The organism is Emticicia sp. CRIBPO (assembly GCF_009905725.1).
Taxonomy (GTDB): domain Bacteria; phylum Bacteroidota; class Bacteroidia; order Cytophagales; family Spirosomataceae; genus Leadbetterella.
Genome location: NZ_JAAAKV010000001.1, coordinates 475,877 through 500,616 on the forward strand (window position 1 = coordinate 475,877; position 24,740 = coordinate 500,616).

Annotated in this window: 22 protein-coding genes; 12 read left to right on the forward strand and 10 right to left on the reverse strand. The window is 44.5% G+C overall.

The window, feature by feature from the left end:
* A complete protein-coding gene (locus tag GVN16_RS02125; RefSeq protein WP_166562543.1) occupies nucleotides 1-1,653 on the reverse strand; it encodes a S41 family peptidase in 1,653 nt (550 codons plus the stop codon).
* A 125-nt stretch (nucleotides 1,654-1,778) separates the two neighbouring features.
* On the opposite strand from GVN16_RS02125, the gene GVN16_RS02130 reads away from it, so the two are divergent.
* Nucleotides 1,779-2,108 (forward strand): hypothetical protein, encoded by a 330-nt coding sequence (locus GVN16_RS02130; protein ID WP_166562176.1) that lies wholly within the window; start codon nucleotides 1,779-1,781, stop codon nucleotides 2,106-2,108.
* A 10-nt stretch (nucleotides 2,109-2,118) separates the two neighbouring features.
* Here the strand turns inward: GVN16_RS02130 and rnpA are convergent, their stop codons facing one another.
* Complete coding sequence (rnpA, locus tag GVN16_RS02135; protein ID WP_166562177.1) at nucleotides 2,119-2,520, reverse strand: ribonuclease P protein component; 402 nt, start codon at nucleotides 2,518-2,520, stop codon at nucleotides 2,119-2,121.
* An 80-nt stretch (nucleotides 2,521-2,600) separates the two neighbouring features.
* Nucleotides 2,601-2,756 carry a 50S ribosomal protein L34 gene (gene rpmH / locus GVN16_RS02140; RefSeq protein WP_166562178.1) on the reverse strand — a complete coding sequence of 52 codons (156 nt, stop codon included), beginning with the start codon at nucleotides 2,754-2,756 and terminating at the stop codon, nucleotides 2,601-2,603.
* Nucleotides 2,757-2,842: 86 nt separating this feature from the next.
* Here rpmH and GVN16_RS02145 point away from each other — a divergent pair, with 86 nt between their 5' ends.
* The 5 genes from GVN16_RS02145 (at nucleotide 2,843) to GVN16_RS02165 (ending at nucleotide 9,791) form a co-directional block, all read left to right on the forward strand.
* Nucleotides 2,843-4,261: a M61 family metallopeptidase gene (locus tag GVN16_RS02145; protein WP_166562179.1), complete on the forward strand. Its 1,419-nt coding sequence runs from the start codon at nucleotides 2,843-2,845 to the stop codon at nucleotides 4,259-4,261.
* 379 nt (nucleotides 4,262-4,640) lie between these two features.
* Nucleotides 4,641-5,450 carry a glycogen/starch synthase gene (locus GVN16_RS02150; protein WP_166562180.1) on the forward strand — a complete coding sequence of 270 codons (810 nt, stop codon included), beginning with the start codon at nucleotides 4,641-4,643 and terminating at the stop codon, nucleotides 5,448-5,450.
* 4 nt (nucleotides 5,451-5,454) lie between these two features.
* Complete coding sequence (locus GVN16_RS02155) at nucleotides 5,455-6,798, forward strand: DUF4270 family protein (RefSeq protein ID WP_166562181.1); 1,344 nt, start codon at nucleotides 5,455-5,457, stop codon at nucleotides 6,796-6,798.
* 174 nt (nucleotides 6,799-6,972) lie between these two features.
* Nucleotides 6,973-8,811 carry a glutamine--fructose-6-phosphate transaminase (isomerizing) gene (glmS, locus tag GVN16_RS02160; protein ID WP_166562182.1) on the forward strand — a complete coding sequence of 613 codons (1,839 nt, stop codon included), beginning with the start codon at nucleotides 6,973-6,975 and terminating at the stop codon, nucleotides 8,809-8,811.
* Nucleotides 8,812-8,873: 62 nt separating this feature from the next.
* On the forward strand, nucleotides 8,874-9,791 hold the full coding sequence (locus GVN16_RS02165; RefSeq protein WP_166562183.1) for an EamA family transporter: 918 nt from the start codon (nucleotides 8,874-8,876) through the stop codon (nucleotides 9,789-9,791).
* Here GVN16_RS02165 and GVN16_RS02170 read toward each other — a convergent pair.
* Nucleotides 9,788-10,396 carry a M23 family metallopeptidase gene (locus tag GVN16_RS02170; protein ID WP_166562184.1) on the reverse strand — a complete coding sequence of 203 codons (609 nt, stop codon included), beginning with the start codon at nucleotides 10,394-10,396 and terminating at the stop codon, nucleotides 9,788-9,790. The genes GVN16_RS02165 and GVN16_RS02170 overlap by 4 nt on opposite strands.
* A 112-nt stretch (nucleotides 10,397-10,508) precedes the next feature.
* Here GVN16_RS02170 and panC point away from each other — a divergent pair, with 112 nt between their 5' ends.
* Nucleotides 10,509-11,351, forward strand: a complete 843-nt coding sequence (panC, locus tag GVN16_RS02175; protein ID WP_166562185.1) for a pantoate--beta-alanine ligase — start codon at nucleotides 10,509-10,511, stop codon at nucleotides 11,349-11,351.
* 130 nt (nucleotides 11,352-11,481) lie between these two features.
* Nucleotides 11,482-11,817: a bacillithiol system redox-active protein YtxJ gene (gene ytxJ / locus GVN16_RS02180; RefSeq protein ID WP_166562186.1), complete on the forward strand. Its 336-nt coding sequence runs from the start codon at nucleotides 11,482-11,484 to the stop codon at nucleotides 11,815-11,817.
* Nucleotides 11,818-11,825: 8 nt separating this feature from the next.
* Here ytxJ and GVN16_RS02185 read toward each other — a convergent pair whose 3' ends face one another.
* A complete protein-coding gene (locus GVN16_RS02185; RefSeq protein WP_166562187.1) occupies nucleotides 11,826-12,449 on the reverse strand; it encodes a 4'-phosphopantetheinyl transferase superfamily protein in 624 nt (207 codons plus the stop codon).
* 64 nt (nucleotides 12,450-12,513) lie between these two features.
* Here GVN16_RS02185 and GVN16_RS02190 point away from each other — a divergent pair, with 64 nt between their 5' ends.
* From GVN16_RS02190 to GVN16_RS02205, 4 genes are all read left to right on the forward strand, one after another.
* Nucleotides 12,514-13,419: a WD40 repeat domain-containing protein gene (locus tag GVN16_RS02190; protein WP_166562188.1), complete on the forward strand. Its 906-nt coding sequence runs from the start codon at nucleotides 12,514-12,516 to the stop codon at nucleotides 13,417-13,419.
* Nucleotides 13,420-13,531: 112 nt separating this feature from the next.
* Nucleotides 13,532-14,728, forward strand: a complete 1,197-nt coding sequence (locus GVN16_RS02195) for a DivIVA domain-containing protein (protein ID WP_166562189.1) — start codon at nucleotides 13,532-13,534, stop codon at nucleotides 14,726-14,728.
* A gap of 3 nt (nucleotides 14,729-14,731) precedes the next feature.
* Nucleotides 14,732-15,088: a dihydroneopterin aldolase gene (folB, locus tag GVN16_RS02200; RefSeq protein WP_166562190.1), complete on the forward strand. Its 357-nt coding sequence runs from the start codon at nucleotides 14,732-14,734 to the stop codon at nucleotides 15,086-15,088.
* Nucleotides 15,089-15,133: 45 nt separating this feature from the next.
* On the forward strand, nucleotides 15,134-16,318 hold the full coding sequence (locus tag GVN16_RS02205; RefSeq protein ID WP_166562191.1) for an MFS transporter: 1,185 nt from the start codon (nucleotides 15,134-15,136) through the stop codon (nucleotides 16,316-16,318).
* Nucleotides 16,319-16,323: 5 nt separating this feature from the next.
* Here GVN16_RS02205 and GVN16_RS02210 read toward each other — a convergent pair whose 3' ends face one another.
* The 5 genes from GVN16_RS02210 to GVN16_RS02230 form a co-directional block, all read right to left on the reverse strand.
* Nucleotides 16,324-18,201, reverse strand: coding sequence for a M1 family metallopeptidase (locus tag GVN16_RS02210; RefSeq protein WP_166562192.1), 1,878 nt, complete (start codon nucleotides 18,199-18,201; stop codon nucleotides 16,324-16,326).
* Between the two features lie 111 nt (nucleotides 18,202-18,312).
* Nucleotides 18,313-19,365, reverse strand: coding sequence for an L-rhamnose/proton symporter RhaT (rhaT, locus tag GVN16_RS02215; RefSeq protein WP_166562193.1), 1,053 nt, complete (start codon nucleotides 19,363-19,365; stop codon nucleotides 18,313-18,315).
* Between the two features lie 206 nt (nucleotides 19,366-19,571).
* Nucleotides 19,572-22,619 carry a glycosyltransferase gene (locus GVN16_RS02220; RefSeq protein ID WP_166562194.1) on the reverse strand — a complete coding sequence of 1,016 codons (3,048 nt, stop codon included), beginning with the start codon at nucleotides 22,617-22,619 and terminating at the stop codon, nucleotides 19,572-19,574.
* Complete coding sequence (locus GVN16_RS02225; RefSeq protein ID WP_166562195.1) at nucleotides 22,616-23,848, reverse strand: polysaccharide ABC transporter ATP-binding protein; 1,233 nt, start codon at nucleotides 23,846-23,848, stop codon at nucleotides 22,616-22,618. Before GVN16_RS02225 ends, GVN16_RS02220 begins: the two co-directional genes overlap by 4 nt.
* On the reverse strand, nucleotides 23,845-24,693 hold the full coding sequence (locus GVN16_RS02230) for an ABC transporter permease (RefSeq protein ID WP_166562196.1): 849 nt from the start codon (nucleotides 24,691-24,693) through the stop codon (nucleotides 23,845-23,847). Before GVN16_RS02230 ends, GVN16_RS02225 begins: the two co-directional genes overlap by 4 nt.
* Nucleotides 24,694-24,740: the final 47 nt, after the last annotated feature.

Here is a 24,740-nt window from a genome sequence, read left to right on the forward strand (position 1 = left end):
TTATTTTCCTGCCAGTATCGCTTTATATTTATTCATGTTCTTGAAAAGTTTCAGGGCTTCCTGTACTTCCTGGTCCTTCTCAAAAGAAACAAATTTCATCGCTTTCTGGTAATAGTAACGGCTCAGGATCTCCAGTTCCAGCTGATCCTTGATTTCTTCTTTAAATGTAATAAAACTCTTGCTTTTTGACTCCAATGCTATTTTCTTGATTTCATCCAGAGAAGCCTTCATTTTGGCATAATCAGTACTTGATTTTGAACTGGCCACCACTTCTTCAATCGCCTTTTCGTCAGGAGTCTGGTAAGTAAACTGCTCATTCTTAATCCAGGTCATAAAATTCTGATAATCCTGATCCGATAAAGCAAAATTATTCTCCGGTTTGGTATTCTGATGTTCAAAATAATATTTGGTCGCATAGTCAAAAATCTTTTTCTCACGGATCAGGGCCTGTGTCAGCGTAGACGGCACCTGGGCTTCCAGGACAATATCCGGCTCCACACCGCCACCGTCATAAACCACACGGCCGTTTTTGGTCTTAAAAGCAGATTTCAATGAATCCGGCACTTTACCAACGCTCCCGTCAGGGTTTCTGTGGCTGTAATCCAGGGCCTGGATACATCTGCCTGAAGGAATGTAATATTTGGCGGTAGTGATCTTCAGTTTTGAATTAAAACTCAGGTCACGGGTCGTTTGCACCAATCCTTTACCAAAAGACCTCTGACCGATCAGCACACCACGGTCATAATCCTGCAGGGTACCGCTCACGATTTCAGAAGCCGAGGCACTTTGTCCGTTGATCAGCACCACAATCGGGATCTCCGTATCAATCGGGGCATTCATGGCCAGGTATTTCTTATTCCACTCCCCTACTTTACCTTTGGTTTCCACTACAAGGTTGCCCTTGGGAACAAAGAAGTTACATATATCGATAGACATGTTCAGCAAACCACCGGGATTACCTCTCAGGTCCAGTACCAGCTTGGTCATCCCTTTGTCTTTCAGTTCTCCGAAAGACGCCTTGATTTCTTTGGCGGCTGTAATGCTGAAGTCGCTCAGCTGGATATATCCCACTTCTTCGTTGATCATGCCGTAGTTGGGCACGTTCGGTGTTTTGACGATGTCGCGGTTGACCGAAATCTCAATAGGCTTGGCTTGCCCGAATCTTTTGATGGTCAGTTTCACCGAAGTCCCGGTTTGTCCTTTCAGAAGGCGGCCAAACTCCGATTCATCTTTATGGGTGATGTCAATGCCATTAATCTTCAGGATGTCGTCTCCTATTTTAATGCCGGATTTGTCAGCAGGAGATTCTTCAAAAATCATCACAACGGTATGAGCCCCGTCAAATGAGCTGACCGTCGCCCCGATGCCGTTGTATTTGCCGGCAGCCATCGTCATATAGTCCTCAATATCATCTTCAGGATAAAATACTGTGTATGGATCCAGTTCCTTCAGCATAGCCTCAATACTGCTACGCATGGCCCTGTTGGGATTCACTTCGTCTACATAAAACGCATTGAGTTCTTTAAACATCGTAGCGAAAATATCCAGATTCTTCGCAATTTCGAAATACCTGTCGTCCATTTTGAATCCGGTAAAACCAATTCCCAATACCAGGATCACCACAAACCAATAACGTTTTAACTGCTTCTTCATCATTAAAATATTTATTTCGCATTGATAACGTAAAGTAAATAAAAAAAATCTAAAAAACGGGCTAAGTTTCGGTATTGAATACGATTCAAACCTTACATTTGCGGTACTATTACCGTACCAGAAGAATGAAAATACCTAATTTAAATTTCCCGCAGAGTTTACTCCTTGTTGTCTTGTTTTCAGCCATTCAGATTTATATCATCCATATTTCAGAGATTGTTTACGTACCATTGCTTTTCACTTTGCTTTTCAGTGTGGTTTACGGACTCATTCAACCCAAAAAAGGCTGGATACTGGCTTTACTGCAGGTGGTTATCCTGATTGCAGCCTACTGGATCATGGAAGCACAGGGTATCAGGGCAGCCTACGAACAAACCGCCATATTTGCTTCACATGTCAGTATATTTCCTTCTTTTGCTGCCAGTTTTATGGGCGGCTTTATCAGGAAGATCTGACAAACGTGTATTATTCCGGCTGAGCGGTTTTGAGGAGATGGCTAATGCGTTTAAGGGAATTGACCATTGATTTTTCGATAGCCTGATAATCCAGGATTTCTTTGGCCACAAAAATAAAGGCTACAAAAAGCTGATCGGGGGTAGAAATAAGTGTTTTGTTGAGGCGATAGGATTCCCGTAGACGTCTTTTGATGAGATTCCGGCTTACAGCCTTCTTAAAATGACGTTTTGAAACGGAAATGAGGATCTGGGGCAGTTTTGCTTCGTGCCCGGGCTCTGTTTTTTCAGTACGGAAAACGACTTTTACAGGATAAATCAAAAAAGAGCGGTTGATACTGTCTGTTCTTGCAAACAATGTATCAATCATTTTTTTGCTGCTGAGGCGTTCTTCTTTTTTGAATGTATGAGCCATAAACTAAAAAAGCCACCAAAAAAGGCGGCTATATCTTTCATTCTGAACAAATATAATGTTAAAATGACAAATACTGATGATTACTTGTGAGTTTTCTCATCAGAAACTGTCAGTTTCCATCTACCTCTTGCACGACGGGCTTTCAATACACGACGGCCACCCGGGGTAGCACTACGCTCACGAAATCCGTGTTTGTTAAGACGTTTTCTGTTCGATGGTTGGAATGTACGTTTCATTATCTTTTATTAATTTAGTGCCTTCATTCATAAAATCGGAGTGCAAAAGTAGTTATTTTTTTTTATTTGAAAAAGTCCTGAACCAAATGATTTATTATTTTTTTTCTCTTAATCCCGAAAAACACCTGATCCAGGTGGAATTCAGACTCGGAAACATCACTGAAAATCAGTTGAAAGTACAATTTCCGGCCTGGCGTCCGGGCAGATACCAGCTTCAGCATTTTGCTAAAAATATCAAGGATTTTCATGCTTATGATCAGGACGGCAACAGCATATCCATTCAAAAATACAAAAAAGACGGCTGGATTGCAAACACAGAGCATACCCAAACCCTTATTATCCGCTATTCTTACTACGCCAGCGAAATTAATGCCGGAAGTTCTTTTCTGAATGCCGATTTACTGTACATCAACCCGGTAAACCTTTGTCTGTATGTAGAAGAAAGGATGAATGAGCCCTGCGAACTGATTATTCACAATCCGGAAAAGAAGAAAATCGCCTGCGGTCTGGGATCACTTCAGTCGGAAGACAATCTGATTCTGAAAGCCCGTGATTTTCACCACGTGGCGGATTCCCCTTTGGTGATGAGCCATTACCTCGAAACCATCACCTATCATGCTGACAACATTCCTTTCCATTTTCACATCCATGGCAATATGGATTTTGACAACGAAAGGCTCATTCATGACTTCCGGCTTTTTACAGAAAACCAGATCAGGATTTTCGGCGGGTTCCCTGAAAAAGATTACCACTTTATCCTGATAGTACCGCAGCATCCTTATTATCATGGGGTAGAACACCGGAATTCCACGATGATGGTCTTAGGCCCGGACAGCAGCGAACCTGAGGAAATCTACCAGGAAATACTAGGACTGGCCTCTCATGAGCTGTTTCATACCTGGAACATCTGCAAAATCAGGCCTGCGGAGCTCCTGCCGTATGATTACAGCAAGGAGAACTATTTCGCCACCTGTTTCATTGCAGAGGGTGTAACCACCTATTATGGCGACAAAGCCCTTTTTGACAGCGGGGTATTTACACAGGAACAATATTATAAGGAACTGGAAACAAGGTATAAAAGGCATTTTGAAGAATCTGATCCCGCCTCTCAATCCCTGCTGGAGTCGTCTTATGACCTTTGGCTTGATGGATATGAGAAAGGAATCCCTAACCGCAAGGTATCGGTTTATCATAAAGGGGCCATTGCCGCTCAAATACTGGATGGTATGATCAGAAAGAAATTTAACGGCAAAAAATCTCTGGATGATGTGATGCGTATCATGTGGGAAAGATTCGGCAGGCCTTTCAAAGGTTATCTGTATAAGGATTACCAGGATATTTGCGAGGAAGTTTTTGAAGGATCATTATCCGCTTATTTCAAAAAAATAATAGAAAGCAACGAATCTGTCCTCCATGATCTGAACGGGCAGCTGAAAGAAATACAACTTTATGTAGAAAGAGATGCTTACGGGATGGTTAAGCTGAAATCTCTGAGTGAACAGTGATTAAGGATTTCAGGAATTTTAAATTTAAATACTCATTACAGTAGATATGCACAGCCGTGTGTATCTGCTGTAATAAAAAAACTTAACCGCATCCCGCCAATTCTGTGTCCCGGAACCGCACCGGAAGTAGGCTGTAAGCCGTAAATGTTCGCAACATTTTTCCTTTCCTTACTCTGGTTTTTCCATCGTCGTCTGAAAATCTCATTTTTTGCATTTTTCATGTTCAAACAATCAATTTACTACGACTTTCGCCTAATATATTTAAAAATGAGTCATTTAATAATATTAGTTTAAATATCTTGCTTATTTAATAATTATTTTTTAGTATCTTTGCGGCTTCAAAAGGAGTATTCTCCGATTAAATTTATCAAGTGTTTATATGAGTAAACTTCGTATTTTATACATCTCCAGCGAAATCGACCCGTTCCTTGAAATTTCTGAAATTGCCAGTTTGTTAAGAAAGCTTCCGCAGGAAATGCAGGAACGAGGTATGGAAATCCGCATATTGGTTCCACGTTTCGGGCTGATCAATGAAAGAAAACACAGACTTCACGAAGTCGTACGGTTATCCGGAATCAACATCACCATCGGAGAAGAAGAAAAACCTCTTATCATTAAAGTAGCTTCCATCCCAACTGCCAAACTTCAGGTTTATTTTCTGGACAATGAGGACTACTTCCAGAGAAAAACAGTTTTTACAGACAAAAAAGGAGATTTTTACGATGACAACGACGAACGTGCAATTTTCTTTTGCAAGGGAGCGTTAGAGACCGTAAAGAAACTTGGCTGGTCGCCTGACATCGTTCATTGCACCGACTGGATGACTGCCCTGATTCCTTTGTACTTAAAAACAACCTATAAAAACGACCCGATTTTCAAGAACACCAAATCAATTTTTACTGTTTACAACAATGTTTTCGACCACAAATTTGGCGATGACATGTTCCCTAAGGTAAAAATGATGGACATCAGTGATGAAAATCTTGCCAACCTTCGTTCGGCCGACTTTTTAGGTTTTATCAAAATAGGATGCCAATATGCTGATGTGGTGGTTAAAGCCAATGAAGCATTAAACGAAAACGTGAACACTGCCGTAAATGAAATTGCTGAAAAACAAATTGATGCCCTTATTAATGACGCGAACGTCACCGAAACCTACTACAATCTTTACACCGAATTGGTCGATTAACTCTATGTTTAATAATATTCTTAAAGTGCGGAACGTAGCCATTGTGCTTCTTTCTGCATTTTTTTTCTCTTGTGATGATCCTAAAGACATCGGATTTGACCTTTCAAACTCCGGAAACATCACCCCTTATTACTCAGATACTTTAAAGGTAACTACCTCAACTGTATTGTCGGATTCGGCGATTAATGCCAATCAGAATTATGTTCTGGCCGGTATGGCCCAGGATCCGGTGTTCGGAGGTATCAAAGCCAACGCTTATGTACAACCTGCATTGACAACTTATACGGACCAGGTTACCGGTCTGCCTAAGATCGCGGAGTTTACCAAAAAAGACAATACCGTTGCTGACTCTGTTTTACTGTGGTTATTCAACCCGAGTACTTTATATATCGGTGATACTCTGCCGAAAACTGAGTATTCTGTGTATCGGTTAAAAAAATCCCTGACGCCGGGAAAATACTATAATTTTAATGAACCGAGCGAATATGAGTCTACGCCTATTTTCACGTTTTCTATTAACCTGGCTACTTTCAAGAACAAGACAGGCGACTCAACCAGGAATTATAGTGTAAAAATGCCGATAGCGATAGCTAATGAGCTATTGACCCTGGCCAATACCGACGCAGGAAAAGACAACGCTAAGTTCAATGAAGCTTTTAAAGGTTTCGCCATCGTACCGTCTGTCAATGCCAAAGCGGTTTATGGGTTCAATGTAGGTCCCGGAATGTCGACGATCGGCCTCTACTATCATGCAACGGGTGAAACAACCAGCACCGCTTATTTCTTTGATTTCAGCGGGACGAGGTATTCAGGCATTGATTTCAACCGTGCAGGTACTAAAGTAGCAGACCTTAAAAAAGGAAGTGATGAAATTTCTTCAGATAAAACAGGCGGGCTGACCTATATTCAGAGCAGTTCGGGAATCGGTACAAAAATCAAACTGGACGGATTGAAAAACATGACAGGGAACTATACCGTCAATAAAGCTACGCTGGAATTCAAACTTGATTCGAGCCAGGTTAAAAAGCTTTACCCCTTCAATTACTATTATGTCCTTTCAGAAGTAGATGGCCGCAACCAACAAAAAAGGGTTTCGAATCTGCCAACCTATCTGACTACTACAGGCTCAGGTTTTGCAGGAAATCCGGCCCTGATGGATTCAACTTATACGGTTACATTTGATATCACTTATTTTGTACACGGTTTGTCGCAGAATAAAGCCAAAGATAATTCACTCCTGATTCTTCCGGCGGGTCTGACGGCCAACCAGACGGCTCTCATATCCAACGATAACCTGAGGAGATCAGTCCTGAGAAAACCGAAATTAAAACTCTATTATTCCAAGTAATTATTAAATAATTTTAAGAAAGCCCTTATTTGCCGACGCAGATAAGGGCTTTTTTAGTTTTAATATAATTATTTCCGAATCTTAACATTTTTAAGAGATGTATTTAGATTATTTTAATAATTTTGGTTTAAAAATCTGGATATACTTGTACTATTTTAATTAAATCTCAAAACTATGTGCGGAATTGTTGCTTATGTAGGGAACAGAGAGGCCGCTCCTCTCATTCTGAAAGGACTTAAAAGATTGGAATACCGTGGGTACGATAGTGCCGGAATCGCCCTGCTGAACGGTGACGGATTAAAAATATATAAAAAGAAAGGCAAAGTAGCTGACCTTGAGGCTTTAATAGCCGACAAAGTCCTTCACGCCACCATCGGAATCGGGCACACCAGGTGGGCTACCCACGGAGAACCCAACGATGTGAACGCTCACCCGCATTACTCTTTCGGCAAAAGGCTGGCTATCATTCACAACGGAATCATTGAGAATTACTCGACCATCAAACAAAGCCTGATCAAAAAAGGCTATGAATTCCAAAGCCAGACCGACACAGAAGTCCTGGTAAATTTTATTGAAGACATTCAGAAAAACAAAAACTGCAGTACTGAAGAAGCGGTAAGACTGGCCCTCCAGGAAGTGGTTGGGGCCTACGCCATCGTGGTGATGGACGCTGAAACTCCCGGACAACTGGTAGCCGCCAGAAAAGGCAGTCCGCTGGTGATAGGTGTAGGCGAAAATGAGTTCTTTTTTGCCTCTGATGCCACACCGATCATCGAATATACCAAAGACGTGGTTTATCTGAACGATTATGAAATTGCTGTGGTAAACGACGAAGGATTAAATATCAAGAACCTGGAAAACCAGGAAAAAGATCCGTTTATCCAGACGGTTGAACTGGAACTTGAGGCCATTGAGAAAGGCGGATATGACCACTTCATGCTGAAAGAGATTTTCGAACAACCGAGGTCTATTGCCGACTGTATGAGAGGGAGGCTGAATGCCGACGAAGCCCTGATCCTTCTGGGCGGACTGAGAAATCATATCGATAAGCTGGCCAAGGCCAAGCGTATTGTTTTTGTAGCCTGCGGCACTTCTTGGCATGCAGGTCTGGTGGGTGAGTATCTTTTCGAAGAACTGGCCAGGATCAACGTCGAAGTGGAATATGCTTCAGAGTTCAGGTACCGAAATCCCATCATCAAAGAAGGTGATTTTATTATTGCCATCTCACAATCCGGTGAAACAGCCGATACCCTGGCCGCTCTTGAGCTGGCGAAGTCAAAAGGAGCTGTTATTCTTGGGGTTTGTAATGTGGTAGGTTCTTCTATTTCGAGGATCACCGATGCGGGGGTATATACCCATGCAGGACCGGAGATCGGGGTAGCCAGTACCAAAGCCTTTACGGCACAGGTGACGGTGCTTACGCTCATGGCCATTGCCACTGCCAAAGCCAAAGGAACCATCAACGAAGACACGTTCAGAAGGTTGTTGTTTGAAATGGCGGCTATCCCTCAGAAAGTAGAACAGATCCTTCAGAAAGCAGAAGAGATCAAGGACATTTCCAAGCTGTTTACTTTTGCGTCCAACTTTATATTCCTGGGCAGGGGGCTTAATTTCCCCGTGGCACTGGAAGGGGCTCTGAAGCTGAAGGAGATCTCTTATATCCATGCAGAAGGCTATCCGGCCGCAGAAATGAAGCACGGCCCGATTGCCCTGATCGACGAGGACATGCCGGTGGTGTTCATTGCCACCAAAGACAGTTCTTATGAAAAAGTGGTATCGAATATCCAGGAAGTAAAAGCCCGGAAAGGCCGCGTTATTGCGATCGTGTCGGAGGGTGATGTGGATGTCAAAAAGATGGTTGACTTTGCGATCGAAATCCCGAATACCCACGAAATCCTGATGCCCTTGCTGACAGTTGTGCCTTTACAACTCTTGTCTTATTACATCGCCGTCATGCGTGGCAGGAATGTGGATCAGCCAAGAAATTTAGCAAAATCGGTAACCGTAGAATAATAGCATTTGCATTGTATACATTTGTTTACAGCCTTGCTTGAAGCAGGGCTGTATTTTTTAATATGAAACTACATTTTTCTTATCAGACCAAACTCTTCACTTCTTTAGGGCTGGTTTATTTTATCTGGGGGTCCACTTATCTTGGTGTCAAATACGGGATTGAGGTTTTACCGCCCCTGTTACTCACTTCCATGCGTTTCCTCATCGGGGGGACTATTTTCTTCGGGTTTACACTCTTAATCGGACAGCCGCTCCCGACGAAAAAGCAGTTCTGGGGGGCTTCGCTGATCGGTTTTCTGCTGAGTGGTATCGGCACGGGCAGTGTGGCCTATTCCATTAAATATATTCCTTCCGGCATTGTGGCCCTGCTGGTGGCTCTGATGCCCTTCTGGACCTTTGTGCTTGACTTTATCTTTTTCAGCCGCAAAGCCCCTTCCCTGCTCTCGGGAATCGGCCTGGTACTGGGTATCGTGGGCATTCTTTTCCTGATGAATCCTTTCGAATCTGTCGGAAATGCCGCTATTCCGGTGTTCCCGACTTTAATCGTGTTTGTGGGGAGTATTTCCTGGGCTTTGGGTACTGTCATTTCTTCGAAGACGGAACAACCTGCCCCGCTTCAGTCTACAGCCCTGCAGATGATCTCAGGAGGTGCAGTGGCTTTAATCATCAGCCTGCTGGCAGAAGAAAACCAGGTAGAGGCCATTAAAAGCATGAACAACACCACTTACCTGGCTCTCGGGTATCTGATCATTTTCGGATCGTTTATCGGGTATTCTGCCTATGTCTGGCTGATCAACAATGCTCCTCCCCTGCTGACTTCGACTTACGCCTACATCAATCCTGTAGTGGCAATGTTTCTGGGTTGGTTTTTTGTAGGTGAATCTTTCGGCAAACAATCACTGATGGCGTCTGCGATGATTTTACTGGCCGTGATGTTTATGACCATCGGAAGAAAAAAGACAGGCTATGAAAAAAATTAAAGCTGTCTTTCGAAATTCATAAAGAGGAAATCAAAGGGGTCAAGATAAACCTCATTCTTTTTGAGGGTATAATGCAAATGCGGACCGGTTACCTGGCCTGTCGCTCCTAAAGTGCCTATTTTCTGGCTCCTGGTAATTACCTGTCCTTTCTTTACTCCAATGGAGTTCAGGTGACCGTAAATTGACTCAAAACCGTATTTATGTTTGATTTTTACGAAGTTACCAAGGTCAGCCCTGAAGCCGCAGTCAATCACCACGCCCTCTCCGGTACTGATAATGGGTTCACCGGTTTTGCCCTGCAGGTCTATGCCCCTGTGAAATTTCATCATTTTATGCACAGGGTGATTTCTGACGCCGTAAAACGAATTAACGGAGATTTCCTTTACCAAAGGATTGCCGGCAGGAATAAAACCGATAAACTGGTTCTTAAACGGATCATTATGAATAAATGAAACAATCTCATCCAGGTCGGTTAAAGGGGTAAGTTCTGTCAGCCAATAATCTTCTTCACTCGCTACAGTGATTTTCTCCAGTCCTTTGACAGGAATAAAGGCGGTTTGTGCGTGGAGTCTGAACACCAAAAACAATAAAACAAATATTCTCATTACTTAAATTGTGTTTTTCTTTTTGCAAAAATACCTGTTTTAAATTGAAATCTGCTACTTTTCGAAAAAAACAGGAACATTACGACAAAAACGAAAGCCTTAAAACGATAGTATGGTCATTATAGAAAACATCAGCGAAACAACAGAATTCCTTAAAAATCAGATAAAAAACGGCAAATCCATCGGGTTTGTCCCTACCATGGGGGCTTTGCATCAGGGCCATATTGCCCTGGTCGAAAAGGCGAAACTGGAAAACGATATCGTGGTCTGCAGCATTTTTGTGAATCCCACGCAGTTCAATAATCCTGAGGACCTGAAAAAATATCCGAGAACACTGGAAGAAGACTGCAAAATGCTGCAGGCAGCAGGCTGTGACCTGGTCTTTGCTCCGTCGGCAGAGGAAATGTATGAAGAAACTCCGGTGTTGAGAATGGACTTCGGATACCTCGAACAAATCCTGGAAGGGAAATTCAGGCCGGGGCATTTTAACGGCGTGGGGATCGTGGTGAGCAAACTTTTCAATATCGTCAAACCCACCAAAGCTTATTTCGGGCAGAAAGACCTTCAGCAGGTCGCAGTGGTAAAAAGACTGGTAAAGGACCTGAGTTTTGACCTGGAGCTGATCGTGTGTGATACGATACGCGAAAACGACGGGCTGGCGATGTCGTCGAGGAACCGAAGGCTGGGTTCTAGTGCCAGGGAAGTGGCCCCCAAGATTTTCGAATCGCTGCTGATCGGTCAGAAATACCTGTTTGAGGGCCTGAATGTAGAGGAAACCAAACAAAAGGTGGTGGAATGGTACGAAAACAGCCCGGAGTTTACATTGGAGTATTATGAGATCGTTGAAGCTGATACCCTGAATCCTATCGAAAAAAAGCCGGAGGGACAAAAGACCGCTATTGTGATCGCCGCATTCCTGGACGGGGTCAGGCTGATTGATAATATCGTGTTTTAAGAAATTGGACAGTTGAAGGAAGATATAAGTAAAAATAATATTTTTACAAACATTAAATTGAACTATTCCGTGATACTGAAACTATTTTGAATCATAATGATGTTTCTCTTTCATAATTGATTTAACAAAGATGAACTGGAATAAACTGGAAACCATAGAACAACTGGAAACTATAAAATCAGAATCGGCTGATGTGCCGGTCGTTATATTCAAACACAGCACGCGTTGTTCCATCAGTGCCATGGCCCTGAGCAGGTTTGAAAGGGCCTGGAAAGACGAATCAGCCAAAAGTGTAAAACCTTACTATCTTGACCTGATCGCCAACCGTCAGATATCCAACCAGGTAGCTGAAACTTTTGAGGTAGAACATCAGTCACCACAGGTGATCCTGATCAAAAACGGAGAAAGTGTTTACGACGAATCACATTACTCTATTTCTTTTGACGAAGTGGTAGAAAAAGCTTAAGCAGGTATTCAGATCGCAATTACAAGAACATAGTCATTCACTTCCTCAATAATTAACTGGTGCTCGGCCTCATGGTCGGGCATTTTTATGTAGCCGAAAAGCCGGTCTTCTTTTCTGTAAATAGCCAGGTTGGCCCTGAAATCCACTTTACGCTTGCCATATAATTTATACAAGGCTTCTTTAGCCGACCAGTAAACGGACATGGTGTTGAGATTATCTCCTACGGCTTTGACCTCTACGGGCGTAAACATCCTTTCCAGGATATTCCACATTTTGAGGCTGGGTTTTTCAATGTCTATGCCGATGTCGTATTTGGGATGAAATACCACCGCTATGTAGTCTGCAGAATTGGTCACCGACATCTGCCAGCCGGATCCTATAAGGTAAGGTTTGCCGTCCTGGTCTTTTCCCGTCCCTCTGAAATCAAGTTTCAATAAACCGGCCAGGGCCACCACGGCCACTTTGCTTCCCAAAAACTCCCTTTGTTTCTGAGGGTGCGATATTTTTGATAAATCTGCGTTTAAAAGGATATCTGAAGGTAGAAGGGTGAGAAGTTCTTCGCTCGTTTCTGCCAATTCCCAAACTAATAATTTAATCCCGTTGTTGTACTCTTTGCTGATAAGGACAGGCATGCCATTGATTTTTGGCTGTAAGTTGCATATAAAAACCTCTTTTTGAAAATATTTTTTGAAAAACATGACATTTCGTATCGAAAAAATAGACAGTTTCACCGGCCACAGGGATTGTGTGTATACCTTGTCGAAAGCACAAAAAGAGAACGTTTTTTATTCTGCAGCGGGAGACGGCATGGTGGTGGAATGGAATGCTGATACGCCCGACCTGGGCAGGCCGATTGTCCAGGCCAGAAACTCTATCTACACGCTGTTGTTTGACGACGAAAAGAATGAACTATGGGTAGCCAACAATTTTGAAGGCATTCACCTGATCGACCCTGCCGATAAGAAAGAACTGAAATCACTAAAAATAGGAAAGACGACCTTCTTCGACCTTAAAAGTCACGGGGGGGCTTTGTTTCTCGGTGACAAAGAAGGCGTGATCCATGTGATCGACAAGGAAACGCTGAGTTTTAAAAAGCACCTGAAGGCTTCGGACCGGAGTGTGAGGACCCTGGCGGTCAATCGTTCGAGGAATGAGCTGGCGGCAGGCTACAGCGATCACAAAATCAGGATTTTTGACCTTGACACTTATGAGCTCAAATATACGCTTTCGGGACACAACAATTCGGTCTTTACACTGGCATACAGCCAGGATGAGAAAATCCTGATTTCAGGCTCGAGGGATGCCCACCTGAAGTCGTGGTATGCCGAAACTGACTATGACGAAGTCAATGACGTGGCGGCTCACCTGTTCACTATCAATGACATGGTGATGCTGGGCGACACCGATCTTTTTGCGACCTGCAGTATGGACAAATCCATCAAAATCTGGGACACCTACAGTTTACGGCTGCTGAAAGTCATAGACCGGGCGAGGCATCCGGGCCACGGAACTTCCATAAATAAATTGCTGTGGCTTAAAGATTCAAAAAAACTATTGGCTGCAAGCGATGACAGGACAATTTCAATGTGGAATATTTTTTAATATGAGTACATTTTTTCGTTATTTTGCAGAAATAAAGCAATTACACTTTGGATTATTTCAAAATGGTGCCTTAAATTAAAAAACAATAACATTTAAAATAAATCTCGCCAAAATGAAAATCACAGCATTGGAAATCAAACAACACGAATTTGAAAAATCGTTCAGAGGATATAATATTGAGGAAGTGGACATTTTTCTTTCGAACCTGGCACAGGAATGGGAAAGATTGACTAATGACAGCAAGATGCTTAAAATGCAGCTTGATATTGCCGAGAAAGAAGCTTCCAAACTCAGGGAAGTTGAAATGACTTTGATCAAAACACTCAGAACAGCAGAAGATACCAGCTCCAGGATCACGGAGAATGCCAAGGTTGAAGCTGACAGGAAAATTGAAAGTGCACAGGACGAAGCCAATAAAATACTGGAAGATGCCCGTCATCAATCCAAAGTAATGATTGAAGATGCCGAACAAAAGGCGGTGTCTATCAGCATGACGGCCAAAAACGAATTCAGGGATCTTGAGAATCAGTTTGCGGAACTTGAAACTTTTAAGAAATCAATCCTGAATCAACTGAAAGAAATAGCCAACGGTACCATTCAAAGAGTCAGTACCTTTGAAAAAAATGATTTCGGGAACATTCCGGAGATCCCTAAAGTGGTGGTTCCGGAAACGGCCGTTCAGAAAGAAACTTTTGCCCCGGTAGTGGAAGAAATCGAAGAAGAGATTGTGCCGGTACAGGAAATCGAAGAGGAAGAAGAAGTTATTTCTGTGGGTAGTTTTTCTTCGTCAGCCAATGAAATCATCAGTGAGCCTGAGCCTGTCGCTGTGCAGGACCTGGAGATCATCGAAGGTATCGGACCGAAAATCAAGGATCTGCTGAGTGCTTCAGGTATAAAAACCTTCAGAGACCTGGCTTATACCCCGGTTTACCGTATTAAAGATATTCTTGAGGCTGCCGGGCCGCATTTTGCGATGCATGACCCTACTTCGTGGGTTGAACAGGCGATGCTGGCTGAAACCGGTAAGTGGGAACAACTGGAGGCATTGAAAACCGAGCTTATTGCCGGCAGAAAAGTAGTGGAAGAGCAGGCCAAGGCGGTAGAGAAGCCAGCTCCGGCAGAAGAAAAAACAGCTGAATCTTCTACAGAAGAGATGCTTGATAAGGTCAATAAAGTAAAAGCAGCGATCAGAAAGGCCATGACAGAGAAAAATGAAAAGGCAGAACCTGAGGTGGTTGTTCCGAAAAGCATCAATGATGTGATTGCAGAAAAAAAACAGGGCGGTTCTTTCTTTGATAATTTCAATTAACACATGGGCCTGATTTCTCTGGAAGGAATGGAGTTTTTTGCCTATCACGGGCATTTTGACGAAGAACAGCGTATTGGAAATAAGTACTCCATTGATGTCAGTATAGATGCCGACCTCAGTGGAGCTGCTGAATCCGACCGGCTTCAGGACACCATTAATTACGGGGATATTTATAAAATGGTGAGCCTGGTCATGCAAAAGAAGCACAGGCTGCTTGAACATGTGGGTCATGACATTATTTCAAATATCCAGGCTTCTTTTCCTTCAGTGAAAAAAGTTTCGGTTTCTGTTTCCAAGTTCAATCCTCCTATCGGCGGGGTTTGTGAAAGGGCCAGAATTGTCATTTCTTCTGATCAGTAATTTCCGTTCTTCCACGCATATAATTTATTTTTTAAAGATTTTCGTTTGAAAAAGTCCAATAGTATTTTCACCCTGCAGTTCTGGCTGCTATGTCTGAGCTCCTTCCTGTTTTTCTCCAGTTTTAACATGCTTATTCCGGAGTTGCCGGATTATCTGACAAGTCTGGGCGGGGCAGAATATAAGGGTCTGATCATCAGCTTATTTACACTCACAGCAGGTTTATCCAGGCCTTTCAGCGGAAAACTGACGGACAGGATCGGCAGGGTGCCGGTGATGGCTTTCGGATCGCTGGTGTGTTTTGTCTGCGGCTTTTTATATCCTCTTGTGACGACGGTTTTACCTTTTTTACTTCTGCGGTTTGTTCACGGATTTTCGACAGGTTTTAAACCTACGGGCACGGCCGCCTATATAGCCGATATTGTCCCTGTTACAAGGCGTGGTGAGTCTATGGGCATTCACGGGCTGATCGGCAGCCTGGGCATGGCTTTCGGGCCTGCCATAGGATCCTGGATCGCTCTTGAGTTTTCAATGAATGTGCTTTTTTATTGTTCATCGGCTTTTTCGTTGTTATCGATCCTGATCCTGGTCAACATGAAAGAGACACTTCCGAAAGAGCATAAGGAGAAATTCACCTTATCATCTATCAAAATCGGAAGACATGATATTTTTGACTGGGCGGTTTTCCCTGTTGTGATCGTGGTCTTCTTTACTTCGTTTACTTTCGGAACTGTAGCCACACTGACACCCGACCTGAGTAAGTCCATCGGTCTGGAAAATAAAGGTTTCTTCTTCCTGATTTATACACTGGCCTCCCTGCTGATCAGGTTTGTGGCGGGTAAATGGTCTGACCAGAACGGCCGTGTTCCGGTCTTGATTATCGGTTGTATCTTCCTGGTAATTGCCATGATCTTTACGGCTTACTCTACCAATGTGTTCATTTTCACCTGTGCGGCTGCTTTATACGGCATCTCTATGGGGATCATTTCGCCAATTACCCAGGCCTGGACCGTAGACTTATGCGAAGATGCCAACCGGGGGCGGGCCATTGCGACCATGTACATTGCCCTGGAGGCGGGAATCGGCATCGGTGCTTTTTTCCCGACGCTGATTTACCACAACGAACTGAAAAACCTTCCTAACGCTATCCTTGTTTCTGTAATCTTTGCTTTGGTGGCTTTGGTTTACCTGTTGTTTTACCGCAGAAAAGAAGCTCTCAAAGTAGGAGTCTGATGGTTTCAAAATAATCCGGCAAACATCAGCATCAGGTTTTGTACCCAGAACAGGACCTTTGCGGCATATTTGGCAGCGGGCAAGGTGCCGGGTTTTACGGCATAGCTGTTGTTGATCCAATTCAGGTCCATCATGTTTTTTTGTTCCGGGTCAATGCTTACACTGCTGACCGGCTGATCAAAAATAAAGGTTTTGATATGGTCTTTCCCGTTCCAGTTGACCATTTCAACGTCACCGTTTTCAAATGTTACCAAAATCTCCGTGGGCATAAACATCTCTCCGGCCCTTTCTATCGTCACCTGTTTTTCTTTCGTAACAGACTTTACTTTGTAGTCGCACGATGGGGCACGATACAAAACCTGGTCAAAAAACCAGTTCATATCTCTGCCGTATTTATTGCCTAACCGCCTGGGTACGACCTCGTTGACCACAGCAATGAAGTCACGTGCACACGGATGCCTGAATTTCCATCTCTGATAATAGGTCTTCAGCACTTCATCCATGACGCTCCGACCGATCAGCCGGTCAAGGGTATGCATCCAGGTAGCGGTTTTCTGGTAAGTCATCACGCCGTAAGTGCCTCCTGGATATTCCCAGGAGTTTCTGAAAATTTCCGTGATATTGGGATTTTTAAGGGACACGTAGCTGTTTCTGGAGGTTTCGGCGTCATTGACCTTAAAACCCAGTAAGTTAATCTGAGAGCCTCCGGGGTAGCTTTCGTCCATGATTCTTCCTTCCATGTATTGGTTAAAACCTTCGTCGAGCCATGATTCCTCAAACTCATTGCTGGCCAGGATCCCCTGAAAATATTGATGCCCGAATTCATGGACAGTGACCAGTTCCGCAAATTTCGCCCATTTGCCGATGCCCCAGAAGGAGCCGCAGGTGATAAACATGGGATATTCCATACCGCCTGAACCCGAACCGTTTAAAGGAGGGTCAACCATGGTCAATACAGGATGCGGGTATTTCCCCATGACTTTTTCATAGTAATCAAGGGCCAGTTTCACCGATTCAAAATACCTTCCGGCCTGAGAAGCATGTTCCGGCTGCATAACGGCCCTGAGTTTTACGCCTTTCCAGTTGTCTTCAAAGACCTTGAAATGAGGAGAAGCCGTCCAGGCGAAATCATGCACATCGTCTGCTTTAAAATGTAAGGTCTTCGTCTTGTTCTTTTCTTTACTTTCAGATTTCAGCAGACCCGTAGCAGCCACGGTAAACCGGGCAGGGACATTGATTTTCACATTATAATTCCCGAAATCTGCATAAAACTCAGAATGGGCATGAAACTGGTGGCAGTTCCACTGCCCGGTTTTGGCGTATCTGACTCCGGCCGCTTCATAGACGCCGATCTTCGGAAACCATTGCCCGGCCAGGAAATAATCTCCCTCTGCCCGTCCGGTACGGGCAAAAACCTTTGGTAACCTGGCTTTGAATGAAATGTCCAGCACAATGGTCTGACGGGCTTTAAGCGGGTTACTCAGTCTGACACTCATGACGGTTTTATCGTTCAGGTTGAGGTCATCAGGCTGCTCAAACTGCATGGATGGCAGCAGGTTTTCGCCATTCCTGACCCTGATTCCGGTGATGTCTATATTTCCGTAAGCTCCTTTTTCCATTTTATCCCCCCTGAGCCTTCCTCCTGATTCTTTGATAAAAGTGGACTTCTCATCTCTGAAGGCATTGAGATACATATGAAACCGCAGTTCAGTAATGACATCATCAGAAGGATTTGTCCAGGTAAGGGTCTGTTTCCCGGTCAGGGTTTTCTTTTCAGGGTCCAGACTGACCTCAATATCGTAGCTGGCGGTCCTGGTGCTTAACTGACAAAATCCTGCCCACGGCAGCAGCAATAGAAAAAGGATATTCCGGAGACACTTCATTTTTGTTCGGTTTGTGGTGCTAAAAATAGTGAAAAATATTGAGCCGGTTGCATAAAAAAAGGGAGCCGGAGCTCCCCTTTCTCAATTGTAGATTGTACTCCATAATACACCCTAAATTGAATTGCCATATCCGACAATCAGCACCGATGCGACAATAAGGCCGATGCCTATGCTGATGGTTGTGATTGTCTTTTTGCTTACTCCGGCCCATTCTTTCAAGAATATGCCCCATAAGTTTGATATCAGGATAATAAACGCCATGTGAAGAATCCACGAGCTGGCTCCGTTGCCAAGCTTGCTTTCTCCCATTCCGTAAAAGAAAAACTGCAAAAACCACGTGGTTCCGGCCAGGGCCGAAAATATGTAGTTTTTCAGTAGCGGTGTCGACGGGTTTTTATAATCTCCAAACGTTTTATTTCTGAAATTAAGGATCATGCACCAGATAAAATTGGTGGTCAGTCCGCCCCAGAGTAAAATAATGTAAATCACATTATTCTGGAACAAAGGATTAAAACCCCTTACCACCGCCTCTTCTGCCATGGGTTTTCCGGCTTCAATGCCAAAGTTAAAAAAAGCACTGAGAATTCCTGATATAGTAGCGATAATTAATCCTTTGGAAATGTTAAATTCTGAAACACTTTTCTGTTTGGCCTCTTCATCCAGGTCGTTTTCTTTCATCATCCCGGCTTTACCACAGATGGCAATACCGATCAGGCAAACCACTACCCCTGCCAACACCCATTGACCGCCTGTATCGGCCAGCATATCTGTAAAAGACGTTTTGCCCGCGGTAGGCACAAAGTTATAATAAATAGAAGGGACAAGGGAACCGAATGCAGAACAAAAACCCAGGATGACGGAGTTGCCTAAAGACATCCCCAGGAAACGCACGCCCAAACCATAGGTAAGACCACCGATGCCCCACAGCACCCCCATGATATAGGTTACTTTAAGAATAGAGATGTCGGTAGACTGAATGATGTCCGCGAATCCGGGAACGGTCAGGTAAGCAGCCACCGGGGGCACAATCAGCCATGAAAAAATCCCCCCGACGATCCAGTAGCTTTCCCATGCCCAGCCTCTGACTTTCTTGTAAGGCATATAAAAACTACCGGAGGCAAATCCCCCGATAAAGTGAAAAATAACTCCTAATAATGCTTGCATAAGGTTAAATGGTTGGTATAAAAATATTAATTAATGATTGAACAATTCCATGCTTTTTGTAAATATAGTCCGCGGTCAACAAACAACTCTCCTACACTCTCCGCTTTTTGGAAAATTAATTTGAGCAGACATAAAATACATGGTTTTGCCCCATCCTAAGCCACGGTTTTAACCGGGACTTAGGATGGGTATTCTGAAGAAATAACTTACTTACCTTGTTTGTACCTGATCAGCGATTTGATCATCACCTTGGTGAAGTTCCTGAGGGTATCTTTGTTGGTGTGCATCCGGAGGGCTCCGTAAACCTGGACCCTGGCGGCTTCCGGACTTTTATAATCATGGTAGATCTCGTGGGCTTTCTGACTGAAATACTCCGCGAACTGCATCCTGGCTGTTTTCCGGATTTCCTTCCTATGCTCTTCAGGCAGATATTGCTGGGCCGTGTCGATCACCTGCATAATGTCACGGATGTTCTGACCGGACAGCAGCGACCTGCTGGTGATGTTCTGGGTATGGCAACGGTAGTGGGCCAGGTGTTTGGGTGAATGGGCAAACGGATAATGGGCGGCGATCCTGATCCACATTTCCCAGTCTTCGCCATAGTGCACCCCAAAAAAACTACCCAGGTGCTCATAAACGCTTCTTTTAACGACAATGGCCGGAGGCTGGATCCTCTGTCCCCCGGCGATGGTCAGCAACCAGTCCTTCAGGATGCCGGGGGTATCGGTAATTGGCTTTTCAGCCCACATTCTCCGGCTTTCTTCATTCATATAATAATAATCCGTAAAAGCAGCCCCGGCATCCGGGTGCTGTTCAAACAAGACGGATATTTCATCATAAAAACCCGGCAGAATTTTATCATCCCCATGCAGGATGTGTAAACGGTGTCCTTTTGCCCTGTTGATGCAGGTTTCGAAATTCCTGAGGCTTCCCACGTTCCTGTTCTGGCGAAAATACCCCACCCTTCCTTTTCCCACCCGGCTGACAATGGCGGCGACATCCGCATCCGTGCTACCGTCGTCAATGACCTCGATCTGCATGGCTTCGGGGCCCTGATCCTGCTCCAGAACGCTCAGGATGGTTTCTTCGAGGTAAGGAGAACAGTTGTAAGCCGGAATCATCACCGACCACAGCGGCCTTTCTGTATCCGGGTCAAGCGGGGCAATCTGCGGCGGTGACTGGGGAGTCCGCTCAGGCAGCATATTATCTGCTTCACTATAATATTTTTTCCAGTTGTCTTTTCCTGTTTCAAGGGCCTTCAGCTGCTCAGCGTTCAGGTTATGTTTCTTCTGGCTTTCAAGAACCTGCAGGGCAGTTTCGAGCATTAATGTTTTCTGATGGGAAACATTGCTTTCGTGAATCCTGTAGGCTGCTATTTTCTCCGGATAACAAAACCCGGGCAGATGCCTGGTGATGTTCAGATGCAGATCATAGTCTTCACACGGCCTGAGCTGCGTGTTGAAATGAAAACTGAAGAACACGTCTTTCCGGTACATGACATTGGACTGTATGCCGATAAAATTGCCCTGTAAGAGAGATAAATACAAATCACCGGGCATCTCCAAGGGCTTTACAAACTCCAGAAGTTTATTATTCGCATCTACCCTGTCAAAGCTGCCGGCTACAAAAACCGATTCCGGGGCATAATTAAAGTAATAAAGGTGAAGTTCAACGGCGTTGGCATAAAGATAGTCGTCGGCGTCGAGAAAGATAACGAAATCCCCCTGGGCATGGGCCGCTCCGATGTTTCTTGCCGCCGAAACCCCCACCCGGTGGGCATACACATAAGTCAGGCCTTTTTCATTCTTGCAGACTTCTGCAGTTTCGTCAGTGGAGCCGTCATCTACCACAATGATTTCGAGATGAGGATAACTCTGGGCTCTTACGCTCTGAATAGCTTCCCTGAGAAATTTACCCTGGTTATAGCAGGGAATCACCACGGATACCAGGGCTCCGGGATTCACTTTTGCCTTGTCTTGCAAAGACGGATCAAGCCGCAGCGGTGACGGCTGGGCGATATTTTTATGCTTCTGATAGTATCTCCATCCTGAAAAACAACCCTTGATTTCAGACCATAGTGTCTGATTGGCGGGATCATTAGGATGGCGGATCAGTTTAAAGAATTTTTTCAGATAATATTCAGGCAAGGCCTTGTAAAGTCTCTTCAGGTTGCCCTCGTGACCGTATTTCTCATGCTGGATCAGAAGGGAGCAAACATTGCCCCGCATGTAGGAGAATATCTGGTGATGCAAATCCTTGTGGGTTTCGCGGTGCTGGTGATGTACGAATACCTGCGGATCGTAGCGGCAGTTCCATCCCTCTGCCAGTACGCGGTACCAGAATTCAGAATCTCCGCTGCATCCTGCTGCCCCGACGTCCAGTCGCTCGTCAAACCATCCGGCAAGATCAAAAACCTCGCGGCGGAACGCCATATTGGCTCCCGCCCCCACATCCCAGACCGGGGCCCCGAAGGCCTGGTGCGATAAGAAGTAGCGGTGATCAAAGGTCAGAGGCACATATCCCCTGTTAAATCCCCAGTATTTTTCAAAAATATATTGTGATTCCGTCCGGACGGCTACCGGCAGAATCAATCCGGTGACGGCCATCGTCATGGGGTCATCAAAAGCCGTTTTAACGGTACTTACCCAATCTTCATGGATCACGACGTCATCGTCAGTGTAAGCAATCAAAGCATGTGAAGCATTCCTGGCCCCGGTGTTCCGGGCTATGTCAAGTCCTTTCCGGGGTTCCCTGATGTATTTTACCTCTGGATAACCGGCAATAACCTGTTGTGTCCGGTCGTCGTCCGGAGCATTATCCACCACAATAAGCTCAAAATCCTTATCGGAAGACTTCTGAAGTGAGTCAAGACAAATCCTGATGGCTTCGGGCCTGTTCCTGGTGCAGATCACCACCGACAAAGGTATCTTTTCAACAGCAGATGTCTTTTTACCTTCTCTGAACAACCTTTCAAAAACAGGCCGGGCTTCTCTTAAATCTATATTTTCAAGGTCTGCGAGTTCTTCCGAATCCAGCACTCCGTTTACCCGGTTGTGATGCGTAACGGCCTTCTTTATAGCTCCCCAGAAAAGAGACTTTGCCGCTTTCCCTTCAGGTTCTTCCCTGAGCCAGAGGTGCCCCAGAGGTACTTTCTTCCACCAGAAAACCAGCAAAGCATTTTGCAGGAAAGTTCCGGTGGGATAATCTTCTTCCAGGCGGATATTCAGGATTTTATAAGGTTGAAATTCTTTCATGCGATTGATGCCTGTTTTAATAATAAAGGGAAGCCGGGATTAACCAGGCCCTTTGCCCTTGAAAATGATTCCGTATGCCCCGCCACATCAAATGAAAGACAAACAGGAAACTCGAATAGCTGATCAGGTCCGTCTGAAAATATCAGCGTGACATAATACGAAGACGGGTTAAGAAAGCCGGCAGGCAGAACACTCCGGGCTTCTATCAATCCTGTATCAAATCCAGCGGTTTCAGAATCCAGGTTGAGGATACAATCCCCCATAAAATTGTAGACGAGTATGGTTAAAGAAAGCCGGGTGGCCGGTTTCGTCAGCCAGAATGAAGCCTTGATGACAAATGATGAATCCTTGCCTGACGGTTCCGCCGGAGGAATGATCTGGGCCTTTTTTATCCTGATACGGTCGTTTCCTGGAGCCTGCTCCGGAGAATCATATTCCTGCAGAAAATAATCGATCTGTTCTTTCTTCAGATATTTCTGAATCACGGCGTCAGGCGGGCCGTCGGCTATGATGCTGCCCTCGCTGAGGTACATGACCCGGTTGCAAAGACGCCTGACGGTATTCATATCGTGACTGACAAAAATGATGGTTTTGTCTCCTTTTGAAGCTATTTCCTGGATTTTAGCCAGGCATTTTTCCTGGAACCCGGCGTCGCCGACCGCCAGCACTTCGTCAATGATCAGGATATCAGGATCAATATGAGCTGCCACGGCAAAAGCAAGCCTGACATACATACCGCTGGAATAACGCTTTACGGGTGTATCAATGAACTTCTCCACTCCCGAAAAAGCAACGATATCCTTATAACAATCGTTGATCTGGCTGGTGGTCATGCCCAGAATTTCCCCGTTAAGATAAATATTCTCCCTGCCTGTGAGTTCTTCATGAAAACCTGTCCCGACTTCCAGCAGACTGACTACCTTTCCCCTGCCTTTGATGACGCCTTCTGTAGGTGGATAAATCCTGGAAATCAGTTTCAGCAGGGTCGATTTCCCCGAACCGTTTTTCCCAATAAAACCCACCACTTCACCTTCCCTGATATCAAAAGTGATGTCTTTTAAAGCCCAGAAAGCATCATTATCCTGGTGTTCACCGCCTTTTTTACCTGAACTGAAAAAGGCATGCCACCAGTCTTGCAGGTCTTTTTTAAATGACCCGGCCCCTGTGATGCCCAGCCGGTAAGACTTGGCAATGCCCTCGGCCCTGATAACCAATTTCCCGGCTTTCATAAATAATCCATCACTTTAAGTTCACGCTTCTTAAACAATACCACACCTGAAGTAAAAATGACTGCAATGACCAGAACAGCAATACCCAAAGCCGGATAATTCAGCTCTGTCTGCTCTGAAAACCCTGACTTAAAGGTTTCGACCAGGGGAGTCAGCGGATTCAGCCAGAACAATACCTTATATTTTTCGCTAACGATAGAACTCGGATAAACGATAGGCGTGGCAAACATATAAAGCCTTAAAAAATACTGCATGAAATTTTCCAGGTCTTTGTACTTGACTGAAAAAGTGCTCACCAGCAGCCCCAGACCCATCGCAAAACAGGCCGTCAGTAAAAATAATACAGGAAACAGGAATATCCTCCAGGTCAGTTCCACCTGGTCGCCTGTCCACAAATAGTAAAAACTGATGGCAAACAAAAGAACAAACTGGATCAGGAGCCTGAAAGCATGGGTCATGACCACACTGACCGGAATAATGAGCCGGGGAAAGTATATCTTTTTGAAAATATGTAGGTTATGTCTGAAGGAATACATGGAGCCGTTGAAACAATCTGAGAAGAAGCCCCAGATGATGTTTCCCGTTAAATAAAACAGCAGGGATGGAAACCCGTCGGTGGAAATCTTCATGATGTTTCCGAAAATAAGGACAAAAACCAGCGTGGTGAGCAGGGGCTGTAAAACCAGCCAGAAAGAACCCATAATCGTCTGATGGTAGTTGCTCAGCAGGTCACGCTTCACAAACCGGCGGATAAGTCCGCGATAACGTACAAATTCCTGCCAGTTGAAATCATACCACTTTTGAACAGGGCTGATTTTCCAATCCCACTTACCGGATTCTTCCATTTAAAAATTCTTATTAAGAAAACATTGCAACAGAAAAAATGGCAAAC

Coding starts and splice junctions, on each gene's coding strand:
- GVN16_RS02190 (WP_166562188.1), top strand. CDS start 12,514: ATGACATTTCGTATCGAAAAAATAGACAGTTTCACCGGCCACAGGGAT.
- GVN16_RS02155 (WP_166562181.1), top strand. CDS start 5,455: ATGTTTAATAATATTCTTAAAGTGCGGAACGTAGCCATTGTGCTTCTT.
- GVN16_RS02170 (WP_166562184.1), bottom strand. CDS start 10,396: ATGAGAATATTTGTTTTATTGTTTTTGGTGTTCAGACTCCACGCACAA.
- glmS (WP_166562182.1), top strand. CDS start 6,973: ATGTGCGGAATTGTTGCTTATGTAGGGAACAGAGAGGCCGCTCCTCTC.
- GVN16_RS02150 (WP_166562180.1), top strand. CDS start 4,641: ATGAGTAAACTTCGTATTTTATACATCTCCAGCGAAATCGACCCGTTC.
- rpmH (WP_166562178.1), bottom strand. CDS start 2,756: ATGAAACGTACATTCCAACCATCGAACAGAAAACGTCTTAACAAACAC.
- folB (WP_166562190.1), top strand. CDS start 14,732: ATGGGCCTGATTTCTCTGGAAGGAATGGAGTTTTTTGCCTATCACGGG.
- GVN16_RS02125 (WP_166562543.1), bottom strand. CDS start 1,653: ATGAAGAAGCAGTTAAAACGTTATTGGTTTGTGGTGATCCTGGTATTG.
- GVN16_RS02195 (WP_166562189.1), top strand. CDS start 13,532: ATGAAAATCACAGCATTGGAAATCAAACAACACGAATTTGAAAAATCG.
- GVN16_RS02130 (WP_166562176.1), top strand. CDS start 1,779: ATGAAAATACCTAATTTAAATTTCCCGCAGAGTTTACTCCTTGTTGTC.
- panC (WP_166562185.1), top strand. CDS start 10,509: ATGGTCATTATAGAAAACATCAGCGAAACAACAGAATTCCTTAAAAAT.
- ytxJ (WP_166562186.1), top strand. CDS start 11,482: ATGAACTGGAATAAACTGGAAACCATAGAACAACTGGAAACTATAAAA.
- GVN16_RS02230 (WP_166562196.1), bottom strand. CDS start 24,693: ATGGAAGAATCCGGTAAGTGGGATTGGAAAATCAGCCCTGTTCAAAAG.
- GVN16_RS02185 (WP_166562187.1), bottom strand. CDS start 12,449: ATGCCTGTCCTTATCAGCAAAGAGTACAACAACGGGATTAAATTATTA.
- rhaT (WP_166562193.1), bottom strand. CDS start 19,365: ATGCAAGCATTATTAGGAGTTATTTTTCACTTTATCGGGGGATTTGCC.
- GVN16_RS02225 (WP_166562195.1), bottom strand. CDS start 23,848: ATGAAAGCCGGGAAATTGGTTATCAGGGCCGAGGGCATTGCCAAGTCT.
- rnpA (WP_166562177.1), bottom strand. CDS start 2,520: ATGGCTCATACATTCAAAAAAGAAGAACGCCTCAGCAGCAAAAAAATG.
- GVN16_RS02165 (WP_166562183.1), top strand. CDS start 8,874: ATGAAACTACATTTTTCTTATCAGACCAAACTCTTCACTTCTTTAGGG.
- GVN16_RS02210 (WP_166562192.1), bottom strand. CDS start 18,201: ATGAAGTGTCTCCGGAATATCCTTTTTCTATTGCTGCTGCCGTGGGCA.
- GVN16_RS02220 (WP_166562194.1), bottom strand. CDS start 22,619: ATGAAAGAATTTCAACCTTATAAAATCCTGAATATCCGCCTGGAAGAA.
- GVN16_RS02145 (WP_166562179.1), top strand. CDS start 2,843: ATGATTTATTATTTTTTTTCTCTTAATCCCGAAAAACACCTGATCCAG.